Here is a 22,871-nt window from a genome sequence, read left to right on the forward strand (position 1 = left end):
CCTCCTGGGGGTGCCGCTCAGCCCTGACGGCGGGCGGCGATCGCCTCGTACACCATGCCGACGAGCAGCTCGTCGGCGTCCCGGCGGCCGAACTCGGCGGCGGCGCGGGACATCTCGTACAGACGGTGCGGATCGGCCAGTACGGGCAGGACGTTGGCCTGCACCCACTGCGGCGACAGTTCCGCGTCGTCGACGAGGAGTCCACCGCCGGCCTTGACCACCGGCTGGGCGTTGAGCCGCTGTTCGCCGTTGCCGATGGGCAGCGGGACGTAGGCGGCCGGCAGTCCGACGGCGGAGAGCTCGGCGACGGTCATCGCGCCCGCGCGGCAGAGCATCATGTCGGCGGCGGCGTACGCGAGATCCATCCGGTCCACGTACGGTACCGGCACGTACGGCGGCATTCCGGGCATGTTGTCGACCCGCGGCAGTTCGTTCTTCGGGCCGACCGCGTGGAGGATCTGGATGCCGGAGCGCTGGAGCACCGGGGCGATCTGCTGGATCACCTCGTTGAGCCGGCGTGCGCCCTGCGAGCCGCCGGAGACCAGCAGCGTCGGCAGGTTGGGGTCCAGGCCGAACGCGGCGCGCGCCTCGGGGCGCACGCGGGCGCGGTCGAGGGTCGCGATGGTGTGCCGCAGCGGGATGCCGATGTAACGGGCGTTGCGGAGCTTGGAGTCCGGGGTGGCGACGGCGACCCCGGCCGCGTAGCGCGAGCCGATCTTGTTGGCCAGGCCGGGCCGGGCGTTGGCCTCGTGGACCACGATCGGCACGCCGAGCCGTTTGGCGGCGAGGTAGCCGGGCAGGGCCACGTAACCGCCGAAGCCGACCACGCAGTCCGCCTTGGTGCGCTCCAGGACCTGCTCGGCGGCCTTGATGGTGCCGCGCAGCCGTCCGGGGACGGTGATCAGCTCGGGGGTGGGCTTGCGGGGCAGCGGCACGGCCGGGATGAGCGCCAGCTCGTAGCCCCGCTCGGGGACCAGCCGGGTCTCCAGGCCCTTCTCCGTGCCCAGCGCCGTGATCCCCACGGAGGGGTCCTGCCTGCGCAGGGCGTCCGCGAGGGCGAGCGCGGGCTCGATGTGACCGGCGGTACCTCCGCCGGCGAGTACGACATGCACCGAAATTCACCGCTCTCCGGACGGACGCTTCTTGACGCGCCGTCGCATCGACTTCCATCTCCCCCCGGCCCGCTTGCCCCAGCCGGGGCGGCGCAGGGCCAGGGCCGCTCTCGCGGCGGGTTCCTGTCGTGCGAAGGCGATCAGGAGCCCGACGGCGAACATGGTCGGCAGCAGGGCCGAACCCCCGTAGGAGAACAGCGGGAGCGGGACTCCGGCGATCGGCAGCAGACCGAGCACCGCACCGATGTTGATCACGGCCTGCGCCGTGATCCAGGTGGTCACGCCTCCCGCGGCATACCTGACGAAGGGGTCCTCCGTGCCTCCGGCCACGCGGATACCCGCATAGCCTAGAGCCGCGAACAGGGCGAGCACCGACAGCGTCCCCGCGAGGCCCAGTTCCTCCCCGGTGACGGCGAAGATGAAGTCGGTGTGCGCTTCGGGGAGTTGGCCCCATTTTTCCACACTCGCACCGAGTCCGGAACCGAACCATCCGCCCGAGGCGAGAGCATAGATGCCGTGCGCGGCCTGCCAGCACGGGTCCCCCGCGCCGCCCGGGTCGCTGGCGCCGAGGCAGCCGAAGCGCTCCAGGCGGTGCGGGCTGGTCTTGATGAGCACCCCGCCGATGACGGCGGCGACGGCGAGCACGCCGACGAAGAGCCGGGTGGGGGCGCCCGCGGTCCACAGCAGGCCGAACAGGATCGCGGTGAGGATGATCGCCGTGCCCATGTCACCGCCCAGCATGATCAGCCCGAGCAGCAGGAAGGCCCCGGGGACCAGCGGCACCAGCATGTGCTTCCACTGCGTGAGCAGTTTCATGTCCTGTTTGCGGGCCAGCAGGTCGGCGCCCCACAGGATCAGCGCCAGTTTGCCGAACTCGCTGGGCTGGAGCATGAAGGGTCCGCCCAGCGAGATCCAGTTCTGGTTGCCGCCGACCGCGACTCCTATCCCGGGCACCTGCACGAGCACCATCAGGAAGATGGCGCCGACCAGGATCGGGTAGGCGAGCGCCCGGTGCAGCTTCACCGGCATCCGGGAGGCCAGGAACAGCAGGCCCGCGCCGAGCAGCGCCGCGAAGAACTGCTTGCGGAAGAAGTAGGAGGGCACCAGGTCGTAGCGGAGCGCCGTGATCATCGACGCGGAGTAGACCATCACCAGGCCGAGCGCGGTGATGAGCAGTCCGGCGCCGACGATCACGTAGTACGCGGTGAGCGGCCGGTCCCAGGCCCGGCGGGCCCGCTCGTGGAGCCCGCGCAGACCGCCCGCGCGGGGTTTCCTCGGTGCCGCGGGGGCGCGGCCGGCGCCGCGTGCGGCGGGCGGCCGGCGCGGCCCTGCGGTTCTGCTCGGCATGCTCCCTGTCCCCTCCAGTCGTGTCCGGCCGCGCCGGACCCCCTTGCTGGTCAGGTCAGGCGTCGCCGGTGGCGGCGAGGGCGCGGACGGCGTCCGCGAAGGCCTCGCCCCGCTTGTTGTAGTTGGCGAACATGTCCATCGACGCACAGGCCGGGGCCAGGAGGACCGTGTCCCCCGGCTCGGCGAGCGCCGCCGCCTCCTGGACCGCCGCGGACATCGCCCCAGTGTCGGTCCGGTCGAGGTCCACCACCGGGACCTCGGGGGCGTGTCGCGTCAGGGCTTCGCGGATCAGCGCGCGGTCCCGGCCGATCAGCACGACACCGCGCAGCCGCTTCGCCGACTTGGCGACGAGCTCGTCGAAGGCGGCGCCCTTGGCGAGGCCGCCGGCGATCCAGACGATCGGGTCGTAGGCCGCCAACGACGCCTCGGCGGCGTGGGTGTTGGTGGCCTTGGAGTCGTCGACGTAGACGACGCCCTGGATCTCCTCGACCAGTTCGATCCGGTGCGGGTCGGGCCGGAAGGCGCGCAGCCCGTCCCGTACGGCCTTGGGCTCGACGCCGAAGGCGCGGGCGAGGGCGGCGGCGGCGAGCGCGTTGGCGATGTTGTGCGGGGCCGGCGGCTGGACGTCGGCGACCTCGGCGAGCTCCTGGGCGTTCTTCTGCCGGTTCTCGACGAAGGCCCGGTCGACGAGGATGCCCTCGACGACGCCGAGCTGGGAGGGGCCGGGGGTGCCGAGGGTGAAGCCGATGGCCCGGCAGCCCTCCTCGACGTCGGCCTCGCGGACCAGGTCCTCGGTGACCCGGTCGGCCACGTTGTAGACGCAGGCGACCCGGTTGCCCTCGTAGACCCGGCCCTTGTCGGCGGCGTACGCCTCCATGGACCCGTGCCAGTCGAGGTGGTCGGGCGCCAGGTTGAGCACGGCGGCCGAGTGGGCGCGCAGCGAGGGCGCCCAGTGCAGCTGGTAGCTGGAGAGCTCCACGGCGAGGACGTCGTACGTCTCCTCGCCGAGGACGGCGTCGAGCAGCGAGACGCCGATGTTGCCGACGGCGGCGGTCTTCAGGCCGGCCGCCTCCAGGATGGAGGCGAGCATCCGCACGGTCGTGGTCTTGCCGTTGGTGCCGGTGACCGCGAGCCAGGGGGCCGCGTCCGGGCCCCGCAGGCGCCAGGCCAGCTCGACGTCGCCCCAGACCTCGACGCCCGCCTCGGCGGCGGCCGCGAAGAGCGGCTTGTCCGGCTGCCAGCCCGGCGCGGTGACGATCAGTTCGGTGCCGGCCGGCAGGGTGGCCCCGTCGCCGAGGCGGACGGTGATGCCCTCCGCCTCCAGCTCGGCCGCCTGCGCCCGGGAGCGCTCGTCGTCGCCGTCGTTGACGACGGTCACGACCGCGCCGAGGCCGTGCAGGGCCCGGGCGGCGGGGATCCCGCTGACGCCGAGCCCGGCGACGGTGACGTGCTTGCCCTGCCAGTCCCGCTGATCGCTCACTTTTCCGCTGCCCATCCCGCGTAGAAGATCCCCAGGCCCACGATGACGTAGATGCCCTGAATGATCCAGAACCGGACGACGACAAGGACCTCGGACCACCCCTTGAGTTCGAAGTGGTGCTGGAGGGGCGCCATCCGGAAGACGCGCTTGCCCGTCATCTTGAAGGAGCCGACCTGGATGACCACGGACATCGTGATCATCACGAAGAGGCCGCCGAGGAGGGCGAGCAGCAGCTCGGTGCGCGAGCAGATGGCGAGACCGGCCAGCGCACCGCCGAGGGCGAGCGAGCCGGTGTCGCCCATGAAGATCTTGGCGGGCGAGGTGTTCCACCACAGGAAGCCGAAGCAGGCGCCCATGAGGGCGGAGGCGACGACCGCGAGGTCGAGCGGGTCGCGCACCTCGAAGCAGGCGTTCGGGTTCGTCAGGGTCATGGCGTTGGCGCACGACTCCTGGAACTGCCAGAGCCCGATGAAGGTGTACGCGCCGAAGACCATCACCGACGCGCCGGTGGCCAGACCGTCCAGACCGTCCGTCAGGTTCACGCCGTTGGACATGGCCAGGATCATGAAGAGCGCCCAGACCACGAAGAGCACCGGGCCGATGGACCAGCCGAAGTCCGTGATGAAGGAGAGCTTCTCGGAGGCCGGGGTGTTGCCGCGCAGATCCGCGAACTGCAGCGAGAGCACGGCGAAGGCGATGCCGACGATCAGCTGGCCGGCCATCTTCGCCTTGGCCCGCAGACCGAGCGAGCGCTGCTTGACGATCTTGATGTAGTCGTCCAGGAAGCCGACCAGGCCCATGCCCGCCATCAGGAAGAGCACCAGGACGCCCGAGTACGTCGGGTCCTCGCCGGTGATGACCTTGGCGAGCGCGTACGCGATGAGCGTGGCCAGGATGAAGGAGATGCCGCCCATGGTGGGCGTGCCCTTCTTGCCGGCGTGGCCGCGCGGGCCGTCGTCACGGATGAACTGGCCGTATCCCTTGCGGGCGAGCAGCTTGATGAGCAGCGGGGTGCCGATCAGGGTCAGGAAGAGCCCGATCGCCCCCGCGAAGAGGATCTGCCTCATCGGCCGGCGACCTCACCCTCGGCGCTGTTCTCGAGCAGTGCCAGGGCGACCCGCTCCAGACCCACCGACCTGGAAGCCTTCACCAGGACGATGTCCCCCGGGCGCAGCTCACTGCGCAACAGGTCGACCGCCGCCTGCGCGTCGGACACGTGCACCGACTCCTCACCCCACGAACCCTCGTTATAGGCGCCCAGTTGCAGCCAGGACGCTTCCCTGTCCCCGACCGCGACGAGCTTGCTGACGTTGAGCCGGACGGCGAGCCGTCCGACCGCGTCGTGCTCGGCGAGCGACTCGTCTCCGAGCTCGGCCATCTTGCCGAGCACCGCCCACGTACGACACCCCTTGGCCTGTGCAGACCTGCCCATGGCCGCGAGCGCGCGCAGAGCGGCTCGCATGGACTCGGGGTTCGCGTTGTAGGCGTCGTTGACGATCGTCACGCCGTCCGGACGCTCGGTGACCTCCATGCGCCAGCGCGACAGGGTGCCTGCCTCGGAGAGCGCGGTGGCGATCTCCTCGACGGGCATGCCCAGCTCATGGGCGACGGCGGCCGCGGCGAGCGCGTTCGACACGTGATGCTCACCGTACAGGCGCAAGGTCACGTCACTGCACCCGGTGGGTGTGTGAAGCCTGAAAGAAGGCTGTCCGCTTTCCGTGAGGCGGACGTTCTCGGCCCGTACGGCCGCTTCGTCCGACTCTCCGAACAACGTCACCTTGGCCTTGGTGCGGGAGGCCATCGCGCGGACGAGGGGGTCGTCGGCGTTGAGGACGGCGACGCCGCCGTCCTCGGCGGCCGGCAGGGACTCGACGAGCTCGCCCTTGGCCTCGGCGATCTGCTCGCGGCCGCCGAACTCGCCGATGTGGGCGGTGCCGACGTTGATGACGAGTCCGATGCGCGGCGGGGTGAGACCGGTGAGGTAGCGGATGTGGCCGATTCCACGCGCTCCCATCTCCAGGACGAGATGGCGGGTCTCGGGTCCCGCGGTGAGCGCGGTGAGCGGCAGGCCGATCTCGTTGTTGAGGGAGCCGGGCGTCCACACGGTCGGCGCGTGCCGCTGCAGGACCTGGGCGATCAGGTCCTTGGTGGAGGTCTTGCCGGCCGAGCCGGTGAGGGCGACGACATCGGTGCCGAGACGTCCGACGACCGCGCGGGCGAGGGCCCCGAGCGCCGTCTGGACGTCGTCGACGACGATGGCGGGCACGCCGACCGGGCGCGCGGCCAGGACGGCCACGGCGCCGGCCTCCACGGCCCGGGTCGCGTAGTCGTGGCCGTCGACGTGCTCACCGGCGAAGGCGGCGAAGAGGCTGCCTGGCTTCACCTCACGGGAGTCGATGACGACGGGCCCGGTGATCCGGATGGCCGGATCCGGTATGTCGTGCGCCTGCCCGCCGACGATTTCGGCGACCTCGGCGAGGGAGAGGGCGATCACTGCTTCATCCCTGACTGTTCTGGTGACGGTGTGCGTCCTGCTGGTCCTGCCGGCTGACGATCGCCTCGCGCAGGACCAGGCGGTCGTCGAAGGGGCGGACCACGCCGCCGGCCTCCTGGCCCTGCTCGTGGCCCTTGCCCGCGACCAGGACGGTGTCGCCCGGTTCGGCGCGGGCCACGGCCGCGGCGATGGCGGCGGCGCGGTCGGCGTCCACGAGGACGGTGCCGCGCTCGGCCGCCGGCACCTCGGCGGCGCCGGCCAGCATGGCGGTGAGGATCGCGAGCGGGTCCTCGGAGCGCGGGTTGTCGGAGGTGAGCACCGCGGTGTCGGCGAGCCGGGCCGCGGCGGCGCCCATCGGGCCGCGCTTGGTGGTGTCGCGGTCGCCGCCGCAGCCGATGACGACGTGCAGCTTTCCGCGGGTCACCTCGCGCAGCGAGCGCAGCACCGATTCGACGGCGTCGGTCTTGTGCGCGTAGTCGACGACCGCGAGGTACGGCTGGCCCGCGTCGACCTTCTCCAGACGCCCGGGCACGCCGGGGACGGCGGCGACGCCGTCGGCGGCGGTCTTCGGGTCGATCCCGGCGGCGGCGAGGGTGACGATCGCGGCGAGGGTGTTGGCCACGTTGAACGGGCCGGGCAGCGGGGCGGTGGCGGAGATCCGCGTACCGTCCGGGCCGACGACCGTGAAGGCGGAGTCGGCGGCGCCGCTGACCACGTCCTCGGCGCGCCAGTCCGCGTCCGGGTCGCCGGTGGCGGAGAAGGTGACGACCGGGACGGTCGCCTCCTTCGCGAGCCGGCGGCCGTAGGCGTCGTCGAGGTTGACCACGCCGCGCCGGCTGCGCTCCGGTGTGAACAGCCGGGCCTTGGCCTGGAAGTAGTCCTCCATGTCGGAGTGGAACTCCATGTGCTCCGGGCTCAGGTTGTTGAAGACGGCGACGTCGAAGACGCAGCCGTCGACCCGGCCGAGCACCAGGGCGTGGCTGGAGACCTCCATGGCGACCGCCTCGACGCCGCGTTCGCGCATGACCGCGAACAGGGCCTGGAGGTCGGTGGCTTCGGGGGTGGTGCGCTCGGACTTGATGCGCTCGTCGCCGATCCGCATCTCGACGGTGCCGACCAGACCGGTGTGTCTGCCGGCGCCGCGCAGCCCTCCCTCGACGAGGTAGGCGGTGGTGGTCTTGCCGGAGGTGCCGGTGATGCCGATCTGCAGCAGGCGCTCGCCGGGGCGCCCGTAGATCTCGGCGGCGAGCTCGCCCATCCGGCCGCGCGGGTTGTCGACCGCGAGGACCGGCAGGCCGGTCGCGGCGGCGCGGTCGGCGCCGGCCGGGTCGGTCAGGACGGCGGCGGCGCCGAGGCCGGCGGCCTGGGCGACGAAGTCGGCGCCGTGCGCGCGGGCGCCGGGCAGCGCCGCGTACACGTCGCCGGGGCGGACCGCCCGCGAGTCGTGGGTGATGCCCGAGACCTCGACGCCGCGGCCGGCGGCGGAGAGCTCGGTGCCGAGCCGGTCGGCGAGCTCGCCCAGGGGTGTCGGGCGGAGCCGCTCGGGGCGGGGCGGGGCGGTTCGGGACTGATCAGCGTGTGGCACGGCGGTGAGCGTACCGGGCGCACCCTCCGCAGGGCTAAATCGGGCCACGGCGTCGCCGGAGTTCGATTTCCGGTTCCCGGAACGGGGGGTGATCGTTGTCACTGGAGCTCCCGGAGTGTCACACGGTGTCACGGTCGTACGGGTACGAGCGCGGGCACGGGTATACAGAGGCGAGTACGGCCCGGCCCGGTTCGGCTTATGGCGTGAAGGTCACCGGCAGCCGGGCGGGGCCGCTGCCGGTCGGCGGGACGTGCAGGGTCTTGAGGGCGAACTCCATGACCTTCTTGTAGATGGGTCCGCAGATCTGGCCTCCGAAGTAGCTGCCCTTGGTGGGGTTCTGGATGGCGCAGTAGACGGTGATGCGGGGCTGGTCGGCCGGGGCGAAGCCGGCGAAGGAGGCCGTGTAGCCCTTGTAGCGGCCGAGTTCGGGGTCGACCCGGTTGGCGGTGCCGGTCTTGCCGGCGACGCGGTAGCCGGGGATGGCGGCCTTGTTGCCGGTGCCCTCCTCGTCGTCGACGACGGACTCCAGCATCTGGGCGAGGGTCTTGGCGGTCTTCTCGCTGACCACCCGGTTCTCCCCGGGCTCGGGCGCGGCGGTGAAGCGCCCGTCGGGGCCCTTGGTGCCGCGGACGAGGCTCGGTTCGACGCGGACGCCGCCGTTGGCGATGGTCGAGTAGACCGAGGCGGCCTGCACGGCGCTGACGGAGAGGCCCTGCCCGAAGGGGATCGTGTACTGCTGGGAGGTCGACCAGTCCTGGGGCTTGGCGAGGATGCCGGGGGTCTCGCCCGGGTAGTGGAGGCCGGTGGGGCTGCCGACGCCGAACTTGCGCAGGTAGTCGTACAGCACCTTGTTGGCCTCGGGCTGGGTCCTGCCGAGCCGGCCGGTGGCCAGGATGGTGCCGATGTTGCTGGACTTGGCGAGGACGCCGTTGAGCGTCAGGTACCAGGTCGGGTGGTCGATGTCGTCCTTGAAGAGGCGGTCGCCGCGGTGCAGCCGGTTGGGCACGGTGACCCGGGTGTCGGGGGCGGCGGCGCCCTCCTCCAGGACGGCGGCCATGGACATCACCTTGGCGGTCGAGCCGGGCTCGTAGGCGTCCTGGAGGGCGGCGTTGCCCATGGCGGTGGCGTTGGCCTGGGAGAGGTCGTTGGGGTCGAAGCCGGGGGCGTTGGCCATGGCGAGCACCTCGCCGGTGCGCACGTCCTGGACGACGACGTAGCCGCGGTCCGCCTTGGACTTCTTCACCTGCTCGGTGATGGCCTGCTGGGCGGCCCACTGGATGTCCCGGTCGATGGTGAGCTCGATGTCGGAGCCGGGGACGGCGGGGGTGCCCTGGGAGCCGGCGGTGGGCACCCGGCGGCCGCCGGACTGGGCGTAGCGGATCTTGCCGTCCTTGCCGGCGAGCTCCTTGTCGAGCATGGACTCCATGCCGCCGGCGCCGCGGCCCTCGGCGTTGACGTAGCCCAGTATCCCGGCGGCGAGTTCGCCGTTCGGGTAGACGCGCTTGGTGCTGGGCTCGCCGAGGATGCCGCCGAGCAGGTTGACGCCGTTGCCGCCGTTGGCGGGCTTGGCCTTCTGCTCGTAGACCTTCTTGAGGTCCTTGATCTGGTTCCAGACCTGCGGGGTCTGCTTGCGGGCGAGCATCGTGTAGCGGGACTTGGGGGTGCGCAGCTTCTTGGCGAGCTCGGCGGGTTCCTTGCCGAGGAGCGGGGCGAGCAGCGCGGCGGCCTGTTCCGGGGCGTCCTTGAGCTTGGAGTCCTCGGGCGTGAACAGCTTGGGGTCGGCGGTGACGTCGTACGCGTCAACGCTGGCGGCCAGTGCGACCCCGTTGCGGTCGGTGATCTCACCGCGGTCGGCGGAGAGCGTGTACTCCTGGTAGCGGTGCTTCTCGGCCTTGGCGGCGTACGCGCTGGCGTCCACGGCCTGGACCTGCAGCAGCCGCACCACGAAGACGAGCAGCACCAGGGTCAGGCCGAGCGAGATCAGGCGGAGCCGGGGTTTGGGGCTGCCGAGCCGGATGGTGCGGGCCTTCGGGGCCGGGCGGGGCGCCGGGCGCCGGGGCGGCGCGGACCGCGGGGCGGGCCGGCCGGAGGCGGCGGGACGGGGGCGTGCGGGCCGGGCGGGGCCGGGGACACGGCGGCGCGGGGGCTCCTTGGAGGGCACGGGTCACCTGCCGGAGGTCGTGGGGGCGGTCGCGGTCGGGGCGGCGGGCGGGGCGGCCGGCGGTGCGGCCGTCGGGCTCGCGGTGCCGGTCGGCTGCGCCTGCGTCGAGGCGGGGGCCCGGTTCGCGGGGGCCCCGGTGGCCGGCGGGGCGGCGGGCGGCGGGGTGGTCGCGGCCGGCGGGGTGGGCTTGGGCGAGGGCTTCGGGGAGACCGCCACGGTGGGCACGCCGCGGACCTTGCCGTCGGGGTCGAGGAAGGCGGGGGTGCCGCCGGGCACCATGCCGAGCTCGCGGGCCCGGCGCTCCAGGGCGTCGGGGGCGGCGCTGTCGTCCACGTCGTGCTGGAGCGCCTGCTCCTCGTCGGTGAGCTCGGTGGTCTTCTTCTTCAGCTCGCTGAGCTTGAAGGAGCCCTGGTTGAGGGCGGAGTTGAGCAGCAGCAGGGTGATCAGGCCGCCGCCGAGCAGCAGGACGACGAGCAGGACGAAGGGGGTGCGGGCCGCGGTGCTCGGCCCGGACGGCATGAGCCGGCCGAGCCGGGCGGCCCGTCCTTTGAGCGGCCCCGTCCGGCTCACGGCTGCACGTCCTCCCTGATTCGCTCCGCACCCCTCAGACGCGCGGGGGCCGCGCGGCGGTTCTCGGCGATCTCCTCCTCGGTGGGGAGCTCGGCGCCGCGGGTGAGGAGCTTCAGGCGGGGCTGGTACTGCTCGGGCACGACGGGCAGGCCGGGCGGCGCGGTGGTCGCGGCGCCCTCCGCGAAGACCTGCTTGACCAGCCGGTCCTCCAGGGAGTGGTACGAGAGGACGGCGATCCGGCCGCCGACGGCGAGGGCCTTCACGGCCGCCGGGATCGCCCGCTCCAGGACCGACAGTTCGCCGTTGACCTCGATGCGCAGGGCCTGGAAGGTGCGCTTGGCGGGGTTGCCGCCGGTGCGCTTGGCGGCCTGCGGGAGGGAGTCGCGGATCAGCTCGACGAGCCGGGCGCTGTTGCTGAAGGGCTCCTTCTCGCGCTCGCGCACGATCGCGGAGACGATCCGCTTGGCCTGCTTCTCCTCGCCGTAGGCGCGCAGGATGCGGACCAGTTCGCCGGGCGGGTAGGTGTTGAGGACCTCGGCGGCGCTGATGCCGGTCGTCTGGTCCATGCGCATGTCGAGCGGGGCGTCCTGCGCGTAGGCGAAGCCGCGGTCGGCCTCGTCGAGCTGCATGGAGGAGACGCCCAGGTCGAAGAGGACGCCGGCGACCTTGTCGATGCCGAGCCGGTCGAGGACCTCGGGCAGCTCGTCGTACACGGCGTGCACCAGGGTGGCGCGGTCTCCGTAGGGGGCGAGCCGCTCGCCGGAGAGGCGCAGGGCCTCCTTGTCGCGGTCGAGGGCGACGAGCCGGGCCTGCGGGAAGCGCTTGAGCAGGGCCTCACTGTGTCCGCCGAGGCCCAGGGTGCAGTCGACGACCACGGCATCGGGCTGCTGCAGGGCGGGGGCCAACATGTCCAGGCACCGCTGGAGCATCACCGGGACGTGTCGGTCGTTGCTCAATGCACCCTCTCAGATCCGGCGGGACAGGCACCGCCGGCGAGCGGATGGGGCCGAGCCGCGGGTACCGCCGCACACATGGGGAGAAACGGCGGAAATCGCTCGATGTCTCCGTGAACTTCGCGTCACTCTAGTCCACCGGACCCGCCGGTCAACCAACCGGCTGGCGCGTCGCGCGCCCCCGGCGGGGCGGCCGGACGATTCGTACGGTTCACCCGGTCGGCCCCGGTTGCGGTGCCCTGTGGAGTCGCTCACAACAAGGTTCATTGACGCTCTTTGTCCGCTCTCACAGCAGGCTCGCGCGAGCCGTGCCCATTACCGTCGGAGACATGTCGACCTCTGCGCACCCCTCAGCCGACGCGATAGGCACCGAGAGCCCGGTCATCGGCCGCCTCGTCGAGGCCAACGAGCGTTACGCCGCCGACTTCGCCGACCCCGGAATGGACGCGCGTCCCGTGCGCCGCGTCGCCGTGGTCGCCTGCATGGACGCCCGCCTCGACCTGCACGCCGCGCTCGGCCTCGAGCTCGGCGACTGCCACACCATCCGCAACGCGGGCGGCGTGGTCACCGACGACGTGATCCGTTCCCTCACGATCAGCCAGCGGGCGCTCGGCACCCGCAGCGTGATGCTGGTGCACCACACCAACTGCGGCCTGGAGAGCCTCACCGAGGACTTCCGGCACGAGCTGGAGGACGAGGTCGGACAGCGTCCGGCCTGGGCCGTGGAGGCCTTCCGGGACGTCGACCAGGACGTCCGCCAGTCGATGCAGCGGGTCCGCACCTCCCCGTTCCTGCCGCACACCGACGACGTGCGGGGCTTCGTCTTCGACGTGACGACGGGTCTGCTGCGGGAGATCGACCCCGCCTGACCGCTCGCGCGTTCCAGGGATTTCCAGGGATTTCAGCTGCGTCCCGCACGGCGCAAGCCCACAAACCCCGGCAATTCGCCCCGAGTTATCCACAGGCCTGCCGCAGGCAAGTGACACGACCCGGTCACGCCAACAAGAATGCACGGGTGACACCCCCCGGCCCTCGCGCCGGGGGCAGGTGTCGGTGCTGCGAAAGGGCCGAGGAGGGCCGGGTGACGACCTATGACGACCGAGCGAGCCTCACAGATCTGACCACGACCGCGGAGCGGGTCCGCGGGTCGGTGGAGAGTGTGATCGAGGGCAAGCCCGAGGTCGTACGTCTTGCGCTGACCGTGCTCCTCGCCGAGGGACATCTCCTCATCGAGGACGTCCCCGGCGTGGGCAAGACCATGCTGGCGAAGACGCTGGCGCGGTCCATCGACTGCTCGGTCCGCCGGATCCAGTTCACGCCCGACCTGCTGCCCTCGGACATCACGGGCGTGTCGATCTTCGACCAGCAGCGGCGCGAGTTCGAGTTCAAGCCGGGTGCGATCTTCGCGCAGATCGTGATCGGCGACGAGATCAACCGGGCCTCCCCCAAGACCCAGTCCGCGCTCCTGGAGTCCATGGAGGAGCGCCAGGTCACGGTCGACGGCCAGACCTACGAGCTGCCCAGCCCGTTCATGGTGGTCGCCACCCAGAACCCGGTGGAGATGGAGGGCACCTACCCGCTGCCCGAGGCCCAGCGCGACCGCTTCATGGCCCGGGTCTCCATCGGCTATCCGAACGCGGAGGCCGAGCTGAAGATGCTCGGCGTGCACGGCTCGGTCTCCCCGCTGGACGACCTCCAGCCGGTGGCCCACGCCCACGAGGTGCTCAAGCTGATCGAGGCGGTCCGCGCGGTGCACGTCGCGGAGCCCGTCAAGCGGTACGCGGTGGACCTGGTCGCCGCCACCCGCACCCACCCGGAGCTGCGGCTCGGCGCCTCCCCGCGCGCCACGCTGCACCTGCTGCGGGCCGCGAAGGCCTCCGCCGCGCTCAGCGGCCGGGAGTACGTGCTGCCGGACGACGTCCAGGCGCTCGCCGCCCCGGTGCTCGCCCACCGGCTGCTGCCCACGGCGCAGGCCCAGCTGGGCCGCCGCACCGCGGAGCAGGTCGTGCAGGACATCCTGCAGCGCACCCCGGTGCCGGCCGCCGCGCCGCAGGTGCCGCCCGCGCAGCCCTCCGGTCCGTACTACGGGCAGCAGCACGGCCATCAGCAGCCCGGCGGCCGGCGGCCGTGATGAGCGCCGCTCCGCAGGGACAGGCCCCGGGGCAGTGGCAGGACAGCGACCGGGGCAGCCTGCGGGCCGCCCTGGCCGGGCTCACCACCCGCGGCCGGTCCTTCCTCGCCGCCGGAGTCGCCGCCGCCGTCTGCGCCTATGTCCTCGGCCAGGCCGACCTGCTGCGCGTCGGGCTGCTGCTCGCCGTGCTGCCGCTGGTCTGCGTCCTCGTGCTGCACCGCACCCGCCACCGGGTGGCGGCGAGCCGCCGGCTCGCCCCGCAGCGGGTCGAGACCGGCACCGAGGCCCGGGTCCACCTGCGCATGGACAACGTGTCGCGGCTGCCCACCGGCCTGCTGATGCTCCAGGACCACGTGCCCTACATGCTGGGCCCGCGGCCCCGCTTCGTGCTCGACCGGGTCGAGGCCGGCGGCCGCCGCGAGGTGTCCTACCGGGTCCGCTCCGACCTGCGCGGACGCTTCCCGCTCGGCCCGCTGCAGCTGCGGCTCACCGACCCCTTCGGGATGTGCGAGCTGACCCGCTCCTTCAGCGCCTACGACACGCTCACCGTCATCCCCCGCACCGAGGCCCTCCCGCCGGTCCGGCTCGCCGGCGAGTCCGCCGGGTACGGGGAGGGGCAGCAGCGCGCCCTCGCGCTCGCCGGGGACGACGACATCATCCCGCGCGCCTACCGGCACGGCGACGACCTGCGCCGGGTCCACTGGCGCTCCACCGCGCGGTACGGGGAGCTGATGGTGCGCCGCGAGGAGCAGCCGCAGCGGGCCCGCTGCACGGTGCTGCTCGACACCCGGGACCTCGCCTACGAGGGCGGCGGCCCCGACTCGGCCTTCGAATGGGCCGTCTCCGGCGCCGCCTCGGTGCTCACCCACATGCTGGAGCGGGGCTACGCGGTCCGGCTGCTCACCGACACCGGAAGCACCGTGCCCGGCGAGGGCGCGGAGGGCTTCGCCGGCGCGGGCCCGGAGTCGGGCGAGGCCGCCGGACTGATGCTGGACACCCTCGCGGTCGTGGACCACTCCGAGGGCGCCGGGCTCTCCCGGGCCTACGACGTGCTGCGCGGCGGGCACGAGGGACTGCTCGTCGCGTTCGTCGGCGACCTCGACGAGGAGCAGGCGGCGCTGGTGGCCCGGATGCGGCACCGCGGCGGGGCGGCGGTCGCCTTCGTGCTCGACTCCGGGACCTGGCTGACCGGCGGCGCCGTCACCGGTGCGGTCGAGGACCGGCTGCGCCGGCTGCGGGAGGCCGGCTGGCAGGCCTTCGCCGTGCAGCCGGGCGCACGCCTCGCCGATCTGTGGCAGCACGCGGGCGGCGCGGCCGCGCAGGCACCCGCCGCCGACACCTACGGAGGTTGGTCATGAGCGGGCGCACGCGGCTGACGCTCGCGGCCTACGCCGCGACGCTGGCGGCATCCCTCGCGCTGATGCCGCTGGTCAAACCGGCCACCTGGATCTTCACGGCGGCGCTCGTGCTCGCCCTGCAGAGCGCGGTCGGCGCGGTCACCCGGCGGGTGCCGCTGGCCCGGCCGCTGACCATCGCCGCCCAGGCGGTGCTGACCCTGCTCGTCCTGACGGTGGTCTTCGTCCGCGACCAGGCGTTCCTCGGCGTGCTGCCGGGCCCGGAGGCCCTCACGTCCTTCGGGAGCCTCTTCGAGGCCGGGGTGAACGATGTGGGCACCTATGCGCCGCCCGCGCCGAACACCCCCGGCATCCGGCTGCTCCTGGTCACCGGCGTGGCCGTGATCGGGCTTCTGGTGGACACCCTCGCGGTGACCTTCCGCAACGCGGCCCCGGCGGGACTGCCGCTGCTCGCGCTGTACTCAGTGGCCGCGGGGCTCTCCGGCGGCGGGGCGGGCCTGCTGGCCTTCCTGCTCGCGGCGGCCGGCTATCTGGTGCTGCTGCTCGCCGAGGGCCGGGACCGGCTGTCGGCCTGGGGCCGGGTGTTCGGCGGGGCGCAGCGCCCCGGCCGGAGCGGTTCCCCGGTCGCCGAGGGCGGGTCCGCGTCCGCACCGGCCCGCACCGGGGTGCGGATCGGCGCGGTCACCCTGGGCGTGGCGCTCCTGGTGCCGTTCGCGCTGCCCGGTCTGGGCGGCGGTGTGTTCGGCGGCGGCGGCGACGGCGAGGGCCGGGGCGGCAAGGGCGGCACGATCTCGGCGGTGAACCCGCTGGTGTCGCTGCAGAACGACCTGCGCCAGCCGGAGGACCGGGAGGTCCTGCGCTACCGCACCAACGCCACCGACAAGAACAGCCTCTACCTGCGGCTCGTCGCGCTCGACCAGTTCGACGGCACCTCGTGGAAGTCCTCGGTCCGCCCGATCGAGGACGTGCCCGAGCAGCTGCCGTGGCCGGACGGCCTGGCCCAGGACGTGCGCGTCTCGGAGGTGAGCACCAACTTCGTGGCCGCCGGCGAGTACGAGCAGAAGTGGCTGCCGATGCCGTATCCGGCGTCGAAGGTCTCCATCAGCGGCAGCTGGCGGTACGAGCCGGCCGGCCGGATGCTGGTCGGCGACAACGGGCAGACCACGCGCGGCGCCCGCTACTCGGTGACCAGCCTGGACGTGCGGCCGACCGGCGAGCAGCTGGCGGCGGCCCCGGACGCCCCGGAGAAGCTGGTCCGGGAGTACACCCGGGTGCCGGCCTCGCTGCCGGCCGATGTGAAGTCGACGGCCCTGGAGGTCACCCGCGGCACCCGCAACGCCTACGAGCAGGCGGTGCGGCTGCAGGACTGGTTCGCCGAGGACGGCGGCTTCCGTTACGACGTGTCGGTCAACTCGGGTACGGGTGTCGGGGCGGTCTCCCGCTTCCTGAAGGACAAGCGGGGCTTCTGCATCCACTTCTCCTTCTCGATGGCGGCGATGGCCCGCTCGCTCGGCATCCCGGCCCGGGTCGCGGTCGGCTTCATGCCGGGCACCCCGCAGCCCGACGGCTCCGTGTCGGTGGGCATCCGGGACGCCCACGCGTGGCCCGAGCTGTACTTCGAGGGGGCGGGCTGGGTCCGCTTCGAGCCGACGCCCTCGCGCGGCACGGTGCCGGACTACACCCGGGCGACCGCCTCGGGCGGGGGTGCGACCCCGTCGGCGCAGCCCTCCACCGGTGCGTCGGCGCAGCCCTCGGCGGTGCCGAGCGCCTCGGTGAGCTGCACCCCGCAGGAGCAGAAGCTCGGCGGCTGCGGCCAGGACCAGGCCGCGGCCGGTGCCGCGGACGGCGACGGGGGCGGTCTCGACTGGCGGCAGATCGCGCTGGTGGCCTTGGTGGTGGTCGTGGTCCTCGGGCTGCCGCTGCTGCCGTGGCTGTGGCGCAGCCGGCTGCGGGCCCGCAGGCTCGGTCCGGCGCCCGACCCGGTGGCCCGGGTCCTCGCGGTGTGGCAGGAGATCAACGACACCGCCTGGGACTACGGGATCACCCCGGACGAGTCCCGTACGCCCCGGCGCACGGCGGCGCGCCTTGTCCGGGAGGGCGAGCTGTCCACGAACGCGGCGGACGCCGTGCACCGGGTGGCCCGCGCGGTGGAGGAGGCGCTGTACGCGCCGCGTCCCCGCCCGGCCACGGGCCTGACGGAGCAGGCCGAGCTGATCCGCCACGGCCTCGACGCCTCGGCCTCCCGCCCGGCCCGGCTCCGCGCCCGCCTCGCCCCGCGCTCGGCCGCCCGCCTCCGCTGGGCCGCCCAGGCCCGCACGGAAGCCCTCCGTACGGCCTGGTCCACCCGCGCCGCGGCCCTCACCCGCTCCCTGCGCCGGAAGCCCTCGTAGGAGCCCCGGGCCCGGGTCCGGACACGCCCGTGGGCCCGCACCAAGTCGGTGCGGGCCCACGAAAGGCTCGGGGTGGGGAAGACACGGCCTAGTGGTGGCCGCCCTGCTGTTCGTCGCGGCGGCGCTGCCACCGCTCTTCGATGCGGGTCATCATCGAGCGGCGCTGTCGTGCCTGCCGGCCACCGCCCGCGGCGGCTCGGCCGTGTTCGCCCGGCTTGGGCGCCTTGCGCCATCCGGTGACCGCCAGGACCGCGCAGCCCAGCATGACGAGGAACCCCACCACGCTGATCCAGATCTGCTGAGCGACCATTCCGGCCATGAGGAGCGCGATACCCACCAGGAAGCCAGCGACCGCCTGGTAGACCCGTCGCCGGGTGTACGTACGCAGCCCGCTTCCCTCGAGCGCTGTCGCGAACTTGGGATCTTCGGCGTACAGCGCTCGCTCCATCTGCTCGAGCATTCGCTGCTCGTGCTCCGAGAGCGGCACGGAGTCCTCCTCGTCGTCGGTCGCGGGGGCGACCGGTTTGCGGCCCTTTCAGGATAGGCAGGGAATCGCCCCCGTGAAACCCGCCCTCAATGCCAAATCGCCAATCCGGGCCGCCATGCGGATCGGATGCTGAGGCGTTGATTCCCCAGCCCCCTGTCCGTCATGCCGGATGGTGTCCCTCGATCATACGGGGACAAGTCCCGGTGAGGGCGGCCTGTGGCGTACTCCATCCGCGACTGCGCCGCTGCTCAGCACGTACGGCGGCGCCCCGGGGCGCGGACCCCGGGGCGCGGCCGTGCGGGTGGACCGGCCGGTCAGCCGCGCTTCTCGCCGAGAACGTGCAGCTGGGTCGCGATGGCGTGGAAGGAGGACAGCTCCGCGGCCGCCGCCTCCAGGCGGAGCAGGGCCTCGGCCGCGCCCGGCTCGGTGTCGACCAGGACGCCGGGCACCAGGTCGGCGAAGACCCGCACGCCGTGCACGGCGCCGACCTCCAGACCGGCGTCGGCGGCGAGCCCGGTGAGCTGCTCGGCGGTGAACCGCCGCGGCACCGGGTCGCCCTCGCCCCAGCGCCCGTCCGGGTCGCCGAGCGCGTGCCGGGCCTCGGTGAAGTGGCCGGCGAGGGCGCGGGCCAGGACGGCGCCGCCGAGCCCGGCGGCGAGCAGGCTGAGGCTGCCGCCGGGGCGGAGCGCGGCGGTGGCGTTGCGGACGCCCTCGGCGGGGTCGTCCACGTACTCCAGGGCGCCGTGGCAGAGCACGATGTCGAAGCCCTCGCGCCCCACCACGTCGAAGAGTCCGCGGATGTCGCCCTGCACCCCGCTCACCCGGTCGGCGACGCCGGCCTCGGCGGCGCGCCGCTCCAGGGCGAAGAGCGCGTTGGGGCTGGGGTCGACGACGGTGACCCGGTGGCCGAGCCGGGCCGCCGGCACCGCGAAGTTGCCGGAGCCGCCGCCCGTGTCGAGCACATCGAGGCTGTCCTTCCCGGTGGCCTTGACCCGGCGCTCCAGGGCGTCTTTGAGGACGTCCCAGACGACGGCGGTGCGCAGAGAGGCCCGCGACGGGCGCGAAGTCGCCTCTCGACCGGAGACGGGGGAAGGGTCCGACACGGTTGCTGACTCCTCGGTGACAGGGACGAACGTCCCCCACCCTATGGCCTGGGACGGTCCACGCGGATCATCCGGCGGCCTCCTCCGCCCCCGGCTGGCGCGGCAGCACCGGCTGGAGCACGAGCAGCCGCTCGACCAGGCGCAGGAACACGGCGGCGTCCCTGATCAGGTCGTCGGCGTCGCGGCGGGTGGCGGCCGCGGTGATGCCGGCCTCGGCGCGGGCCCGGCGCTCGGCCCCGGCGGCGAACAGCGCGCTCCACTCGGTGAGCTCGGGCGCTATCTCGGGCAGCACGTCCCAGGTGCTGCGGATGCGCGCCCGCTTGCGGGGGTCGCGCTCGGGGCGGCCGCGGGCGGCGAGCACGGCGGCGGCCGTGCGCAGGGCGGCGAGGTGGGCGGTGGCGTACCGCTCGTGGGGCATGTCGAGCGCGGCGGCCTCGTCGAGTCCGGCCCTGGCCTTGGCGAGCAGGTCGAGGGCGGCGGGCGGTGCCGAGGTGCGGCGCAGGACCGGGTGGATGTCGGACGCGGGTCCGAGCTGGGCGGGGGCGGAGCGGCGCGCGGTCTGGCGCCGGGATGCGGCGGCGGCGTTGTGGCCGGCCATGACGAGCCTCCTGTCGTCGGGTGACGGCGCTGTGGCCGTATGTGTTCATCGTGCACGCCACCACTGACATCGCCACTGACCTGGGCTTTTGCCAGTTCGCCAACTCAGCGGTAACTTTTTGCACTGACTGGTCAGTTCAAAAGAGGGGGGATGGTGGAAGCGAACCACGGCGCCGCCGTCGTCGCGGACGGATTCGGACTCAAGGGCCCGCGCGGCTGGGCGTTCCGGGGGATCGGCTTCGAGGCCGCCCCCGGCAGCCTGGTCGCCGTCGAGGGACCCTCCGGCTCCGGCCGCACCTGCCTGCTGCTCGCGCTCACCGGCCGGATGAAGACCCACGAGGGCCACGCCGAGGTGGCCGGACTGCGGCTGCCCCGCAAGATGGCGGCCGTCCGCCGGATCAGCGCGCTCGGCCCCGTATCCGGCGTCAGCGAGCTCGACCCGGCCTTCACCGTCGCCGAGCACCTGCGCGAACGCGCGCTGCTCCAGCGCCGCTTCGACGGCAGCCTCAAGGCCCTGCTGCGCCCGCCGGCCGAGGGCCGCGCCGCCGCCCGGGACCGGATCGCCGAGGCCCTGGCCGCCGCCGGACTCGACGTCGAGGCCCTGCCCAAGGGCGAGCGGACCTCGGTGCGGGACCTGGAGCGTCTGGAGGCGCTGCGCCTGTCCGTCGCGCTCGCCCTCATCGGCAAGCCGCGGGTGCTCGCCCTGGACGACGCCGACCTCAAGCTCTCCGACGCCGACCGCGCCGAGGCCTGGGCCCTGCTGCGCTCCGTCGCCGCCGCCGGCACCACCGTCCTCGCCGTGTGCAGCGAGGCCCCCGAGGACGCCCTGAAGGTCTCCACGGCCCCGGCCGCAACGAAGCCCGCCGCGCCCGAACCCGAGCCCGAGACCGAACCCGAGCCCGAGCCCGAGCCCGAACCCGAGCCTGAGGCCGAGCCCGAGCCCGCAGACACCGCCACCGAGTCCGAGTCCAAGTCCGAGTCCAAGCCCGAGTCCAAGCCCCAGAAGGGAGACGCCGATGCGCTCGCATAAGCTCGCCGCGCTCGAACTGAGGCGGTTCGGCAGGGGGAAGCTCCCGCGGGCCGCGATGGTCGCGATCCTGCTGCTGCCGCTGCTGTACGGCGCGCTGTACCTGTGGTCGTTCTGGGACCCGTACAGCAGGCTCGACAAGATCCCCGTCGCCCTGGTCAACGAGGACAGGGGCGCCACCGCCGGCGGCGAGAAGATCACCGCGGGCGCCGACATCACCGAGAAGCTGCGCGAGAGCGCCGTCTTCGAGTGGCACGAGGTCAGCGACGACGAGGCCCGCAAGGGCGTCGAGGACGGGACGTACTACCTGTCGCTCACCATGCCGTCCGACTTCAGCGAGCGGATCGCGTCCAGCTCCGGCGACTCCCCCGAGACCGGCGCGCTGCAGGTGCGGACCAACGACGCCAACAACTACATCGTCGGCCAGATCTCCCGCACGGTCTTCTCCGAGGTGCGCACCGCCGCCTCCACCAACTCCTCCCGGACCTTCCTCGACAAGATCTTCATCTCCTTCTCCGACCTCCACGACGCCACCGAGGAGGCGGCCAAGGGCGCCGGCGACCTCAAGGACGGCGTCGACAAGGCGAAGGCCGGTTCCAAGAACCTGGCCGACGGTCTGAAGACCGCCAAGAAGGGCAGCGGCGACCTGGCCTCCGGCATCACCAGGCTGGACAAGGGCGCCAAGGACCTGGAGACCGGTTCCCGCAAGGTCGCCGACGGCACCCAGCAGCTCGCCGACCGGGTCAACGGCGAGGCCGCCAAGGTCCGCCCGTACCTCGCGAACAACGGCAAGTCGATCCGCGACACCGCCCGCCTGGTCTCCGACTCGGCCTCCGCCGTCCAGCACAACCTGGACGTGCTGGTGCGCCGGGCCCCGGCCGCCCGCGCCGCCGCCCACACGGCCGACGACGAGCTCTCCGCGTACTACCAGAAGAGCTGCGTCGCCAATCCGCTGCACGACCCCAAGGCCTGCGAACTCCTGAAGAAGGCCTCGGTCTCCGCCGACGACGTCGCGAAGATCGCCGACGACCTGCACGAGCTGACCAAGGACAGCAACGGCGACATCAAGACCCTCGACGCCCGGCTGACCAAGCTGAAGAAGGACGCCGACGAACTGGCCCGGCGCTCGCCGCACCTCGACAACGAGGTCGACGACGCCATCAGGAAGATCAACGAACTCAACAAGGGCGCCCACCAGGTCGCCGCGGGCGCCAAGCGGCTGCACACCGGTCTGACCCAGGCCCGGTCCGGCTCCACCAGCCTGGACACCGGCGTCGGCAGGCTCAAGAAGGGCGCCGGCGAGCTGGACGGCGGCCTGTTCAAGCTGGCCGACGGCTCGGGCGAGCTGGCCACCGGGCTCAGCGACGGCGTGAAGCAGATCCCCGACTACGACAAGCAGGACCGCGACCGCCGCACCGAGGTGATGGCCGACCCGGTCAAGCTGGCCGCCCAGTCGATGCACAAGGCGCCCAACTACGGCACCGGCTTCGCCCCGTACTTCATCCCGCTCTCCCTCTGGGTCGGCGCGATGGTCGCGTACATGATCATCCAGCCGCTCAACCGGCGCGCGCTCGCCGCCGGCGCCTCCGCCTGGCGGATCGCCCTCGCCGGCTGGCTCCCGGTCGCCGCCATCGGCGTCCTCCAGGTGGCCGCGCTGATGTCCGTACTGCACTGGGGCCTGGGCCTGCAGATGGCCAGGGCCGCCGGCACCGTGGGCTTCCTCGCCCTGGTGACCTGCTGCTTCGCCGCCATCATCCAGTGGCTCAACGCCCGCTTCGGCGCGGCCGGCCGGATCCTGGTGCTCGCCGTCCTGATGCTCCAGCTGACCTCGGCGGGCGGCACCTACCCCGTCCAGACCAGCCCGGGCTTCTTCAACGCGATCCACCCGTACCTGCCGATGACGTACGTCGTCGAGGCGCTGCGCCGGCTCATCACCGGCGGCGGCATCGGACCGGTCTGGCAGGCCGTCGCGGTCCTGACCGCCTTCACGGCCGGCGCGCTCGCCCTGACCGCCGTCTCCGCCCGCAAGAAGCAGGTGTGGACCCTGGACCGTCTCCACCCCGAACTGTCTCTGTGAGA

General features: G+C 73.0%; 18 protein-coding genes. 6 read left to right on the forward strand and 12 right to left on the reverse strand.

Translation table 11 applies throughout. The features are described 5' to 3' along the window. Positions 1-17: 17 nt before the first annotated feature. The 9 genes from murG to rsmH all read right to left on the reverse strand — a co-directional run bounded on the left by murG (position 18) and on the right by rsmH (position 11,705). Entirely contained in the window at positions 18-1,112 is a 1,095-nt protein-coding gene (murG, locus tag KV205_RS02140) for an undecaprenyldiphospho-muramoylpentapeptide beta-N-acetylglucosaminyltransferase (RefSeq protein WP_265861647.1), read from the reverse strand. A 6-nt stretch (positions 1,113-1,118) separates the two neighbouring features. Then, complete coding sequence (gene ftsW / locus KV205_RS02145; RefSeq protein WP_265861648.1) at positions 1,119-2,459, reverse strand: putative lipid II flippase FtsW; 1,341 nt, start codon at positions 2,457-2,459, stop codon at positions 1,119-1,121. Between the two features lie 55 nt (positions 2,460-2,514). Then, the gene (gene murD, locus KV205_RS02150; protein WP_265861650.1) at positions 2,515-3,954 is read right to left on the reverse strand and encodes a UDP-N-acetylmuramoyl-L-alanine--D-glutamate ligase; all 1,440 of its coding nucleotides are present in this window, start codon (positions 3,952-3,954) and stop codon (positions 2,515-2,517) included. Continuing rightward, the gene (gene mraY / locus KV205_RS02155) at positions 3,936-5,006 is read right to left on the reverse strand and encodes a phospho-N-acetylmuramoyl-pentapeptide-transferase (protein ID WP_265861651.1); all 1,071 of its coding nucleotides are present in this window, start codon (positions 5,004-5,006) and stop codon (positions 3,936-3,938) included. Before mraY ends, murD begins: the two co-directional genes overlap by 19 nt. After that, positions 5,003-6,433, reverse strand: coding sequence for a UDP-N-acetylmuramoyl-tripeptide--D-alanyl-D-alanine ligase (murF, locus tag KV205_RS02160; RefSeq protein WP_265861652.1), 1,431 nt, complete (start codon positions 6,431-6,433; stop codon positions 5,003-5,005). Before murF ends, mraY begins: the two co-directional genes overlap by 4 nt. 4 nt (positions 6,434-6,437) lie before the next feature. Beyond that, entirely contained in the window at positions 6,438-8,120 is a 1,683-nt protein-coding gene (locus tag KV205_RS02165; protein ID WP_374214598.1) for a UDP-N-acetylmuramoyl-L-alanyl-D-glutamate--2,6-diaminopimelate ligase, read from the reverse strand. A 94-nt stretch (positions 8,121-8,214) separates the two neighbouring features. Then, positions 8,215-10,179, reverse strand: coding sequence for a penicillin-binding protein 2 (locus KV205_RS02170; protein WP_265861654.1), 1,965 nt, complete (start codon positions 10,177-10,179; stop codon positions 8,215-8,217). 3 nt (positions 10,180-10,182) lie between these two features. Next, positions 10,183-10,698 (reverse strand): cell division protein FtsL, encoded by a 516-nt coding sequence (locus tag KV205_RS02175; RefSeq protein ID WP_274710016.1) that lies wholly within the window; start codon positions 10,696-10,698, stop codon positions 10,183-10,185. Between the two features lie 47 nt (positions 10,699-10,745). After that, the gene (rsmH, locus tag KV205_RS02180) at positions 10,746-11,705 is read right to left on the reverse strand and encodes a 16S rRNA (cytosine(1402)-N(4))-methyltransferase RsmH (protein WP_265861658.1); all 960 of its coding nucleotides are present in this window, start codon (positions 11,703-11,705) and stop codon (positions 10,746-10,748) included. A 326-nt stretch (positions 11,706-12,031) separates the two neighbouring features. Here rsmH and KV205_RS02185 point away from each other — a divergent pair, with 326 nt between their 5' ends. From KV205_RS02185 to KV205_RS02200, 4 genes are all read left to right on the forward strand, one after another. Next, positions 12,032-12,571, forward strand: a complete 540-nt coding sequence (locus tag KV205_RS02185) for a carbonic anhydrase (RefSeq protein ID WP_265861660.1) — start codon at positions 12,032-12,034, stop codon at positions 12,569-12,571. 212 nt (positions 12,572-12,783) lie between these two features. After that, entirely contained in the window at positions 12,784-13,833 is a 1,050-nt protein-coding gene (locus KV205_RS02190) for a MoxR family ATPase (RefSeq protein WP_265861663.1), read from the forward strand. Then, entirely contained in the window at positions 13,833-15,191 is a 1,359-nt protein-coding gene (locus KV205_RS02195) for a DUF58 domain-containing protein (protein ID WP_265861664.1), read from the forward strand. The genes KV205_RS02190 and KV205_RS02195 overlap by 1 nt, the downstream gene beginning before the upstream one ends. After that, positions 15,188-17,578: a DUF3488 and transglutaminase-like domain-containing protein gene (locus KV205_RS02200; RefSeq protein WP_265861665.1), complete on the forward strand. Its 2,391-nt coding sequence runs from the start codon at positions 15,188-15,190 to the stop codon at positions 17,576-17,578. The genes KV205_RS02195 and KV205_RS02200 overlap by 4 nt, the downstream gene beginning before the upstream one ends. A gap of 88 nt (positions 17,579-17,666) precedes the next feature. On the opposite strand, the gene KV205_RS02205 is transcribed toward KV205_RS02200, so the two are convergent. The 3 genes from KV205_RS02205 to KV205_RS02215 form a co-directional block, all read right to left on the reverse strand. Further along, entirely contained in the window at positions 17,667-18,065 is a 399-nt protein-coding gene (locus tag KV205_RS02205; RefSeq protein WP_265861666.1) for a DUF3040 domain-containing protein, read from the reverse strand. Between the two features lie 314 nt (positions 18,066-18,379). Further along, the gene (locus KV205_RS02210; RefSeq protein WP_265861667.1) at positions 18,380-19,168 is read right to left on the reverse strand and encodes a methyltransferase; all 789 of its coding nucleotides are present in this window, start codon (positions 19,166-19,168) and stop codon (positions 18,380-18,382) included. Between the two features lie 67 nt (positions 19,169-19,235). Then, positions 19,236-19,766 carry an SAV_6107 family HEPN domain-containing protein gene (locus KV205_RS02215; protein WP_265861668.1) on the reverse strand — a complete coding sequence of 177 codons (531 nt, stop codon included), beginning with the start codon at positions 19,764-19,766 and terminating at the stop codon, positions 19,236-19,238. A gap of 150 nt (positions 19,767-19,916) precedes the next feature. Here KV205_RS02215 and KV205_RS02220 point away from each other — a divergent pair, with 150 nt between their 5' ends. Together KV205_RS02220 and KV205_RS02225 are read left to right on the forward strand one after the other, a co-directional pair. Then, positions 19,917-20,795, forward strand: a complete 879-nt coding sequence (locus KV205_RS02220) for an ATP-binding cassette domain-containing protein (protein WP_274709943.1) — start codon at positions 19,917-19,919, stop codon at positions 20,793-20,795. Further along, complete coding sequence (locus KV205_RS02225) at positions 20,782-22,869, forward strand: YhgE/Pip domain-containing protein (protein ID WP_265861669.1); 2,088 nt, start codon at positions 20,782-20,784, stop codon at positions 22,867-22,869. Before KV205_RS02220 ends, KV205_RS02225 begins: the two co-directional genes overlap by 14 nt. Positions 22,870-22,871: the final 2 nt, after the last annotated feature.

It is taken from the genome of Streptomyces sp. SKN60 (assembly GCF_026236535.1).
Taxonomy (GTDB): domain Bacteria; phylum Actinomycetota; class Actinomycetes; order Streptomycetales; family Streptomycetaceae; genus Streptomyces.

Coding starts and splice junctions, on each gene's coding strand:
- KV205_RS02215 (WP_265861668.1), bottom strand. CDS start 19,766: ATGGCCGGCCACAACGCCGCCGCCGCATCCCGGCGCCAGACCGCGCGC.
- mraY (WP_265861651.1), bottom strand. CDS start 5,006: ATGAGGCAGATCCTCTTCGCGGGGGCGATCGGGCTCTTCCTGACCCTG.
- KV205_RS02225 (WP_265861669.1), top strand. CDS start 20,782: ATGCGCTCGCATAAGCTCGCCGCGCTCGAACTGAGGCGGTTCGGCAGG.
- KV205_RS02175 (WP_274710016.1), bottom strand. CDS start 10,698: ATGCCGTCCGGGCCGAGCACCGCGGCCCGCACCCCCTTCGTCCTGCTC.
- murD (WP_265861650.1), bottom strand. CDS start 3,954: ATGGGCAGCGGAAAAGTGAGCGATCAGCGGGACTGGCAGGGCAAGCAC.
- KV205_RS02185 (WP_265861660.1), top strand. CDS start 12,032: ATGTCGACCTCTGCGCACCCCTCAGCCGACGCGATAGGCACCGAGAGC.
- ftsW (WP_265861648.1), bottom strand. CDS start 2,459: ATGCCGAGCAGAACCGCAGGGCCGCGCCGGCCGCCCGCCGCACGCGGC.
- KV205_RS02220 (WP_274709943.1), top strand. CDS start 19,917: ATGGTGGAAGCGAACCACGGCGCCGCCGTCGTCGCGGACGGATTCGGA.
- KV205_RS02195 (WP_265861664.1), top strand. CDS start 13,833: ATGAGCGCCGCTCCGCAGGGACAGGCCCCGGGGCAGTGGCAGGACAGC.
- KV205_RS02200 (WP_265861665.1), top strand. CDS start 15,188: ATGAGCGGGCGCACGCGGCTGACGCTCGCGGCCTACGCCGCGACGCTG.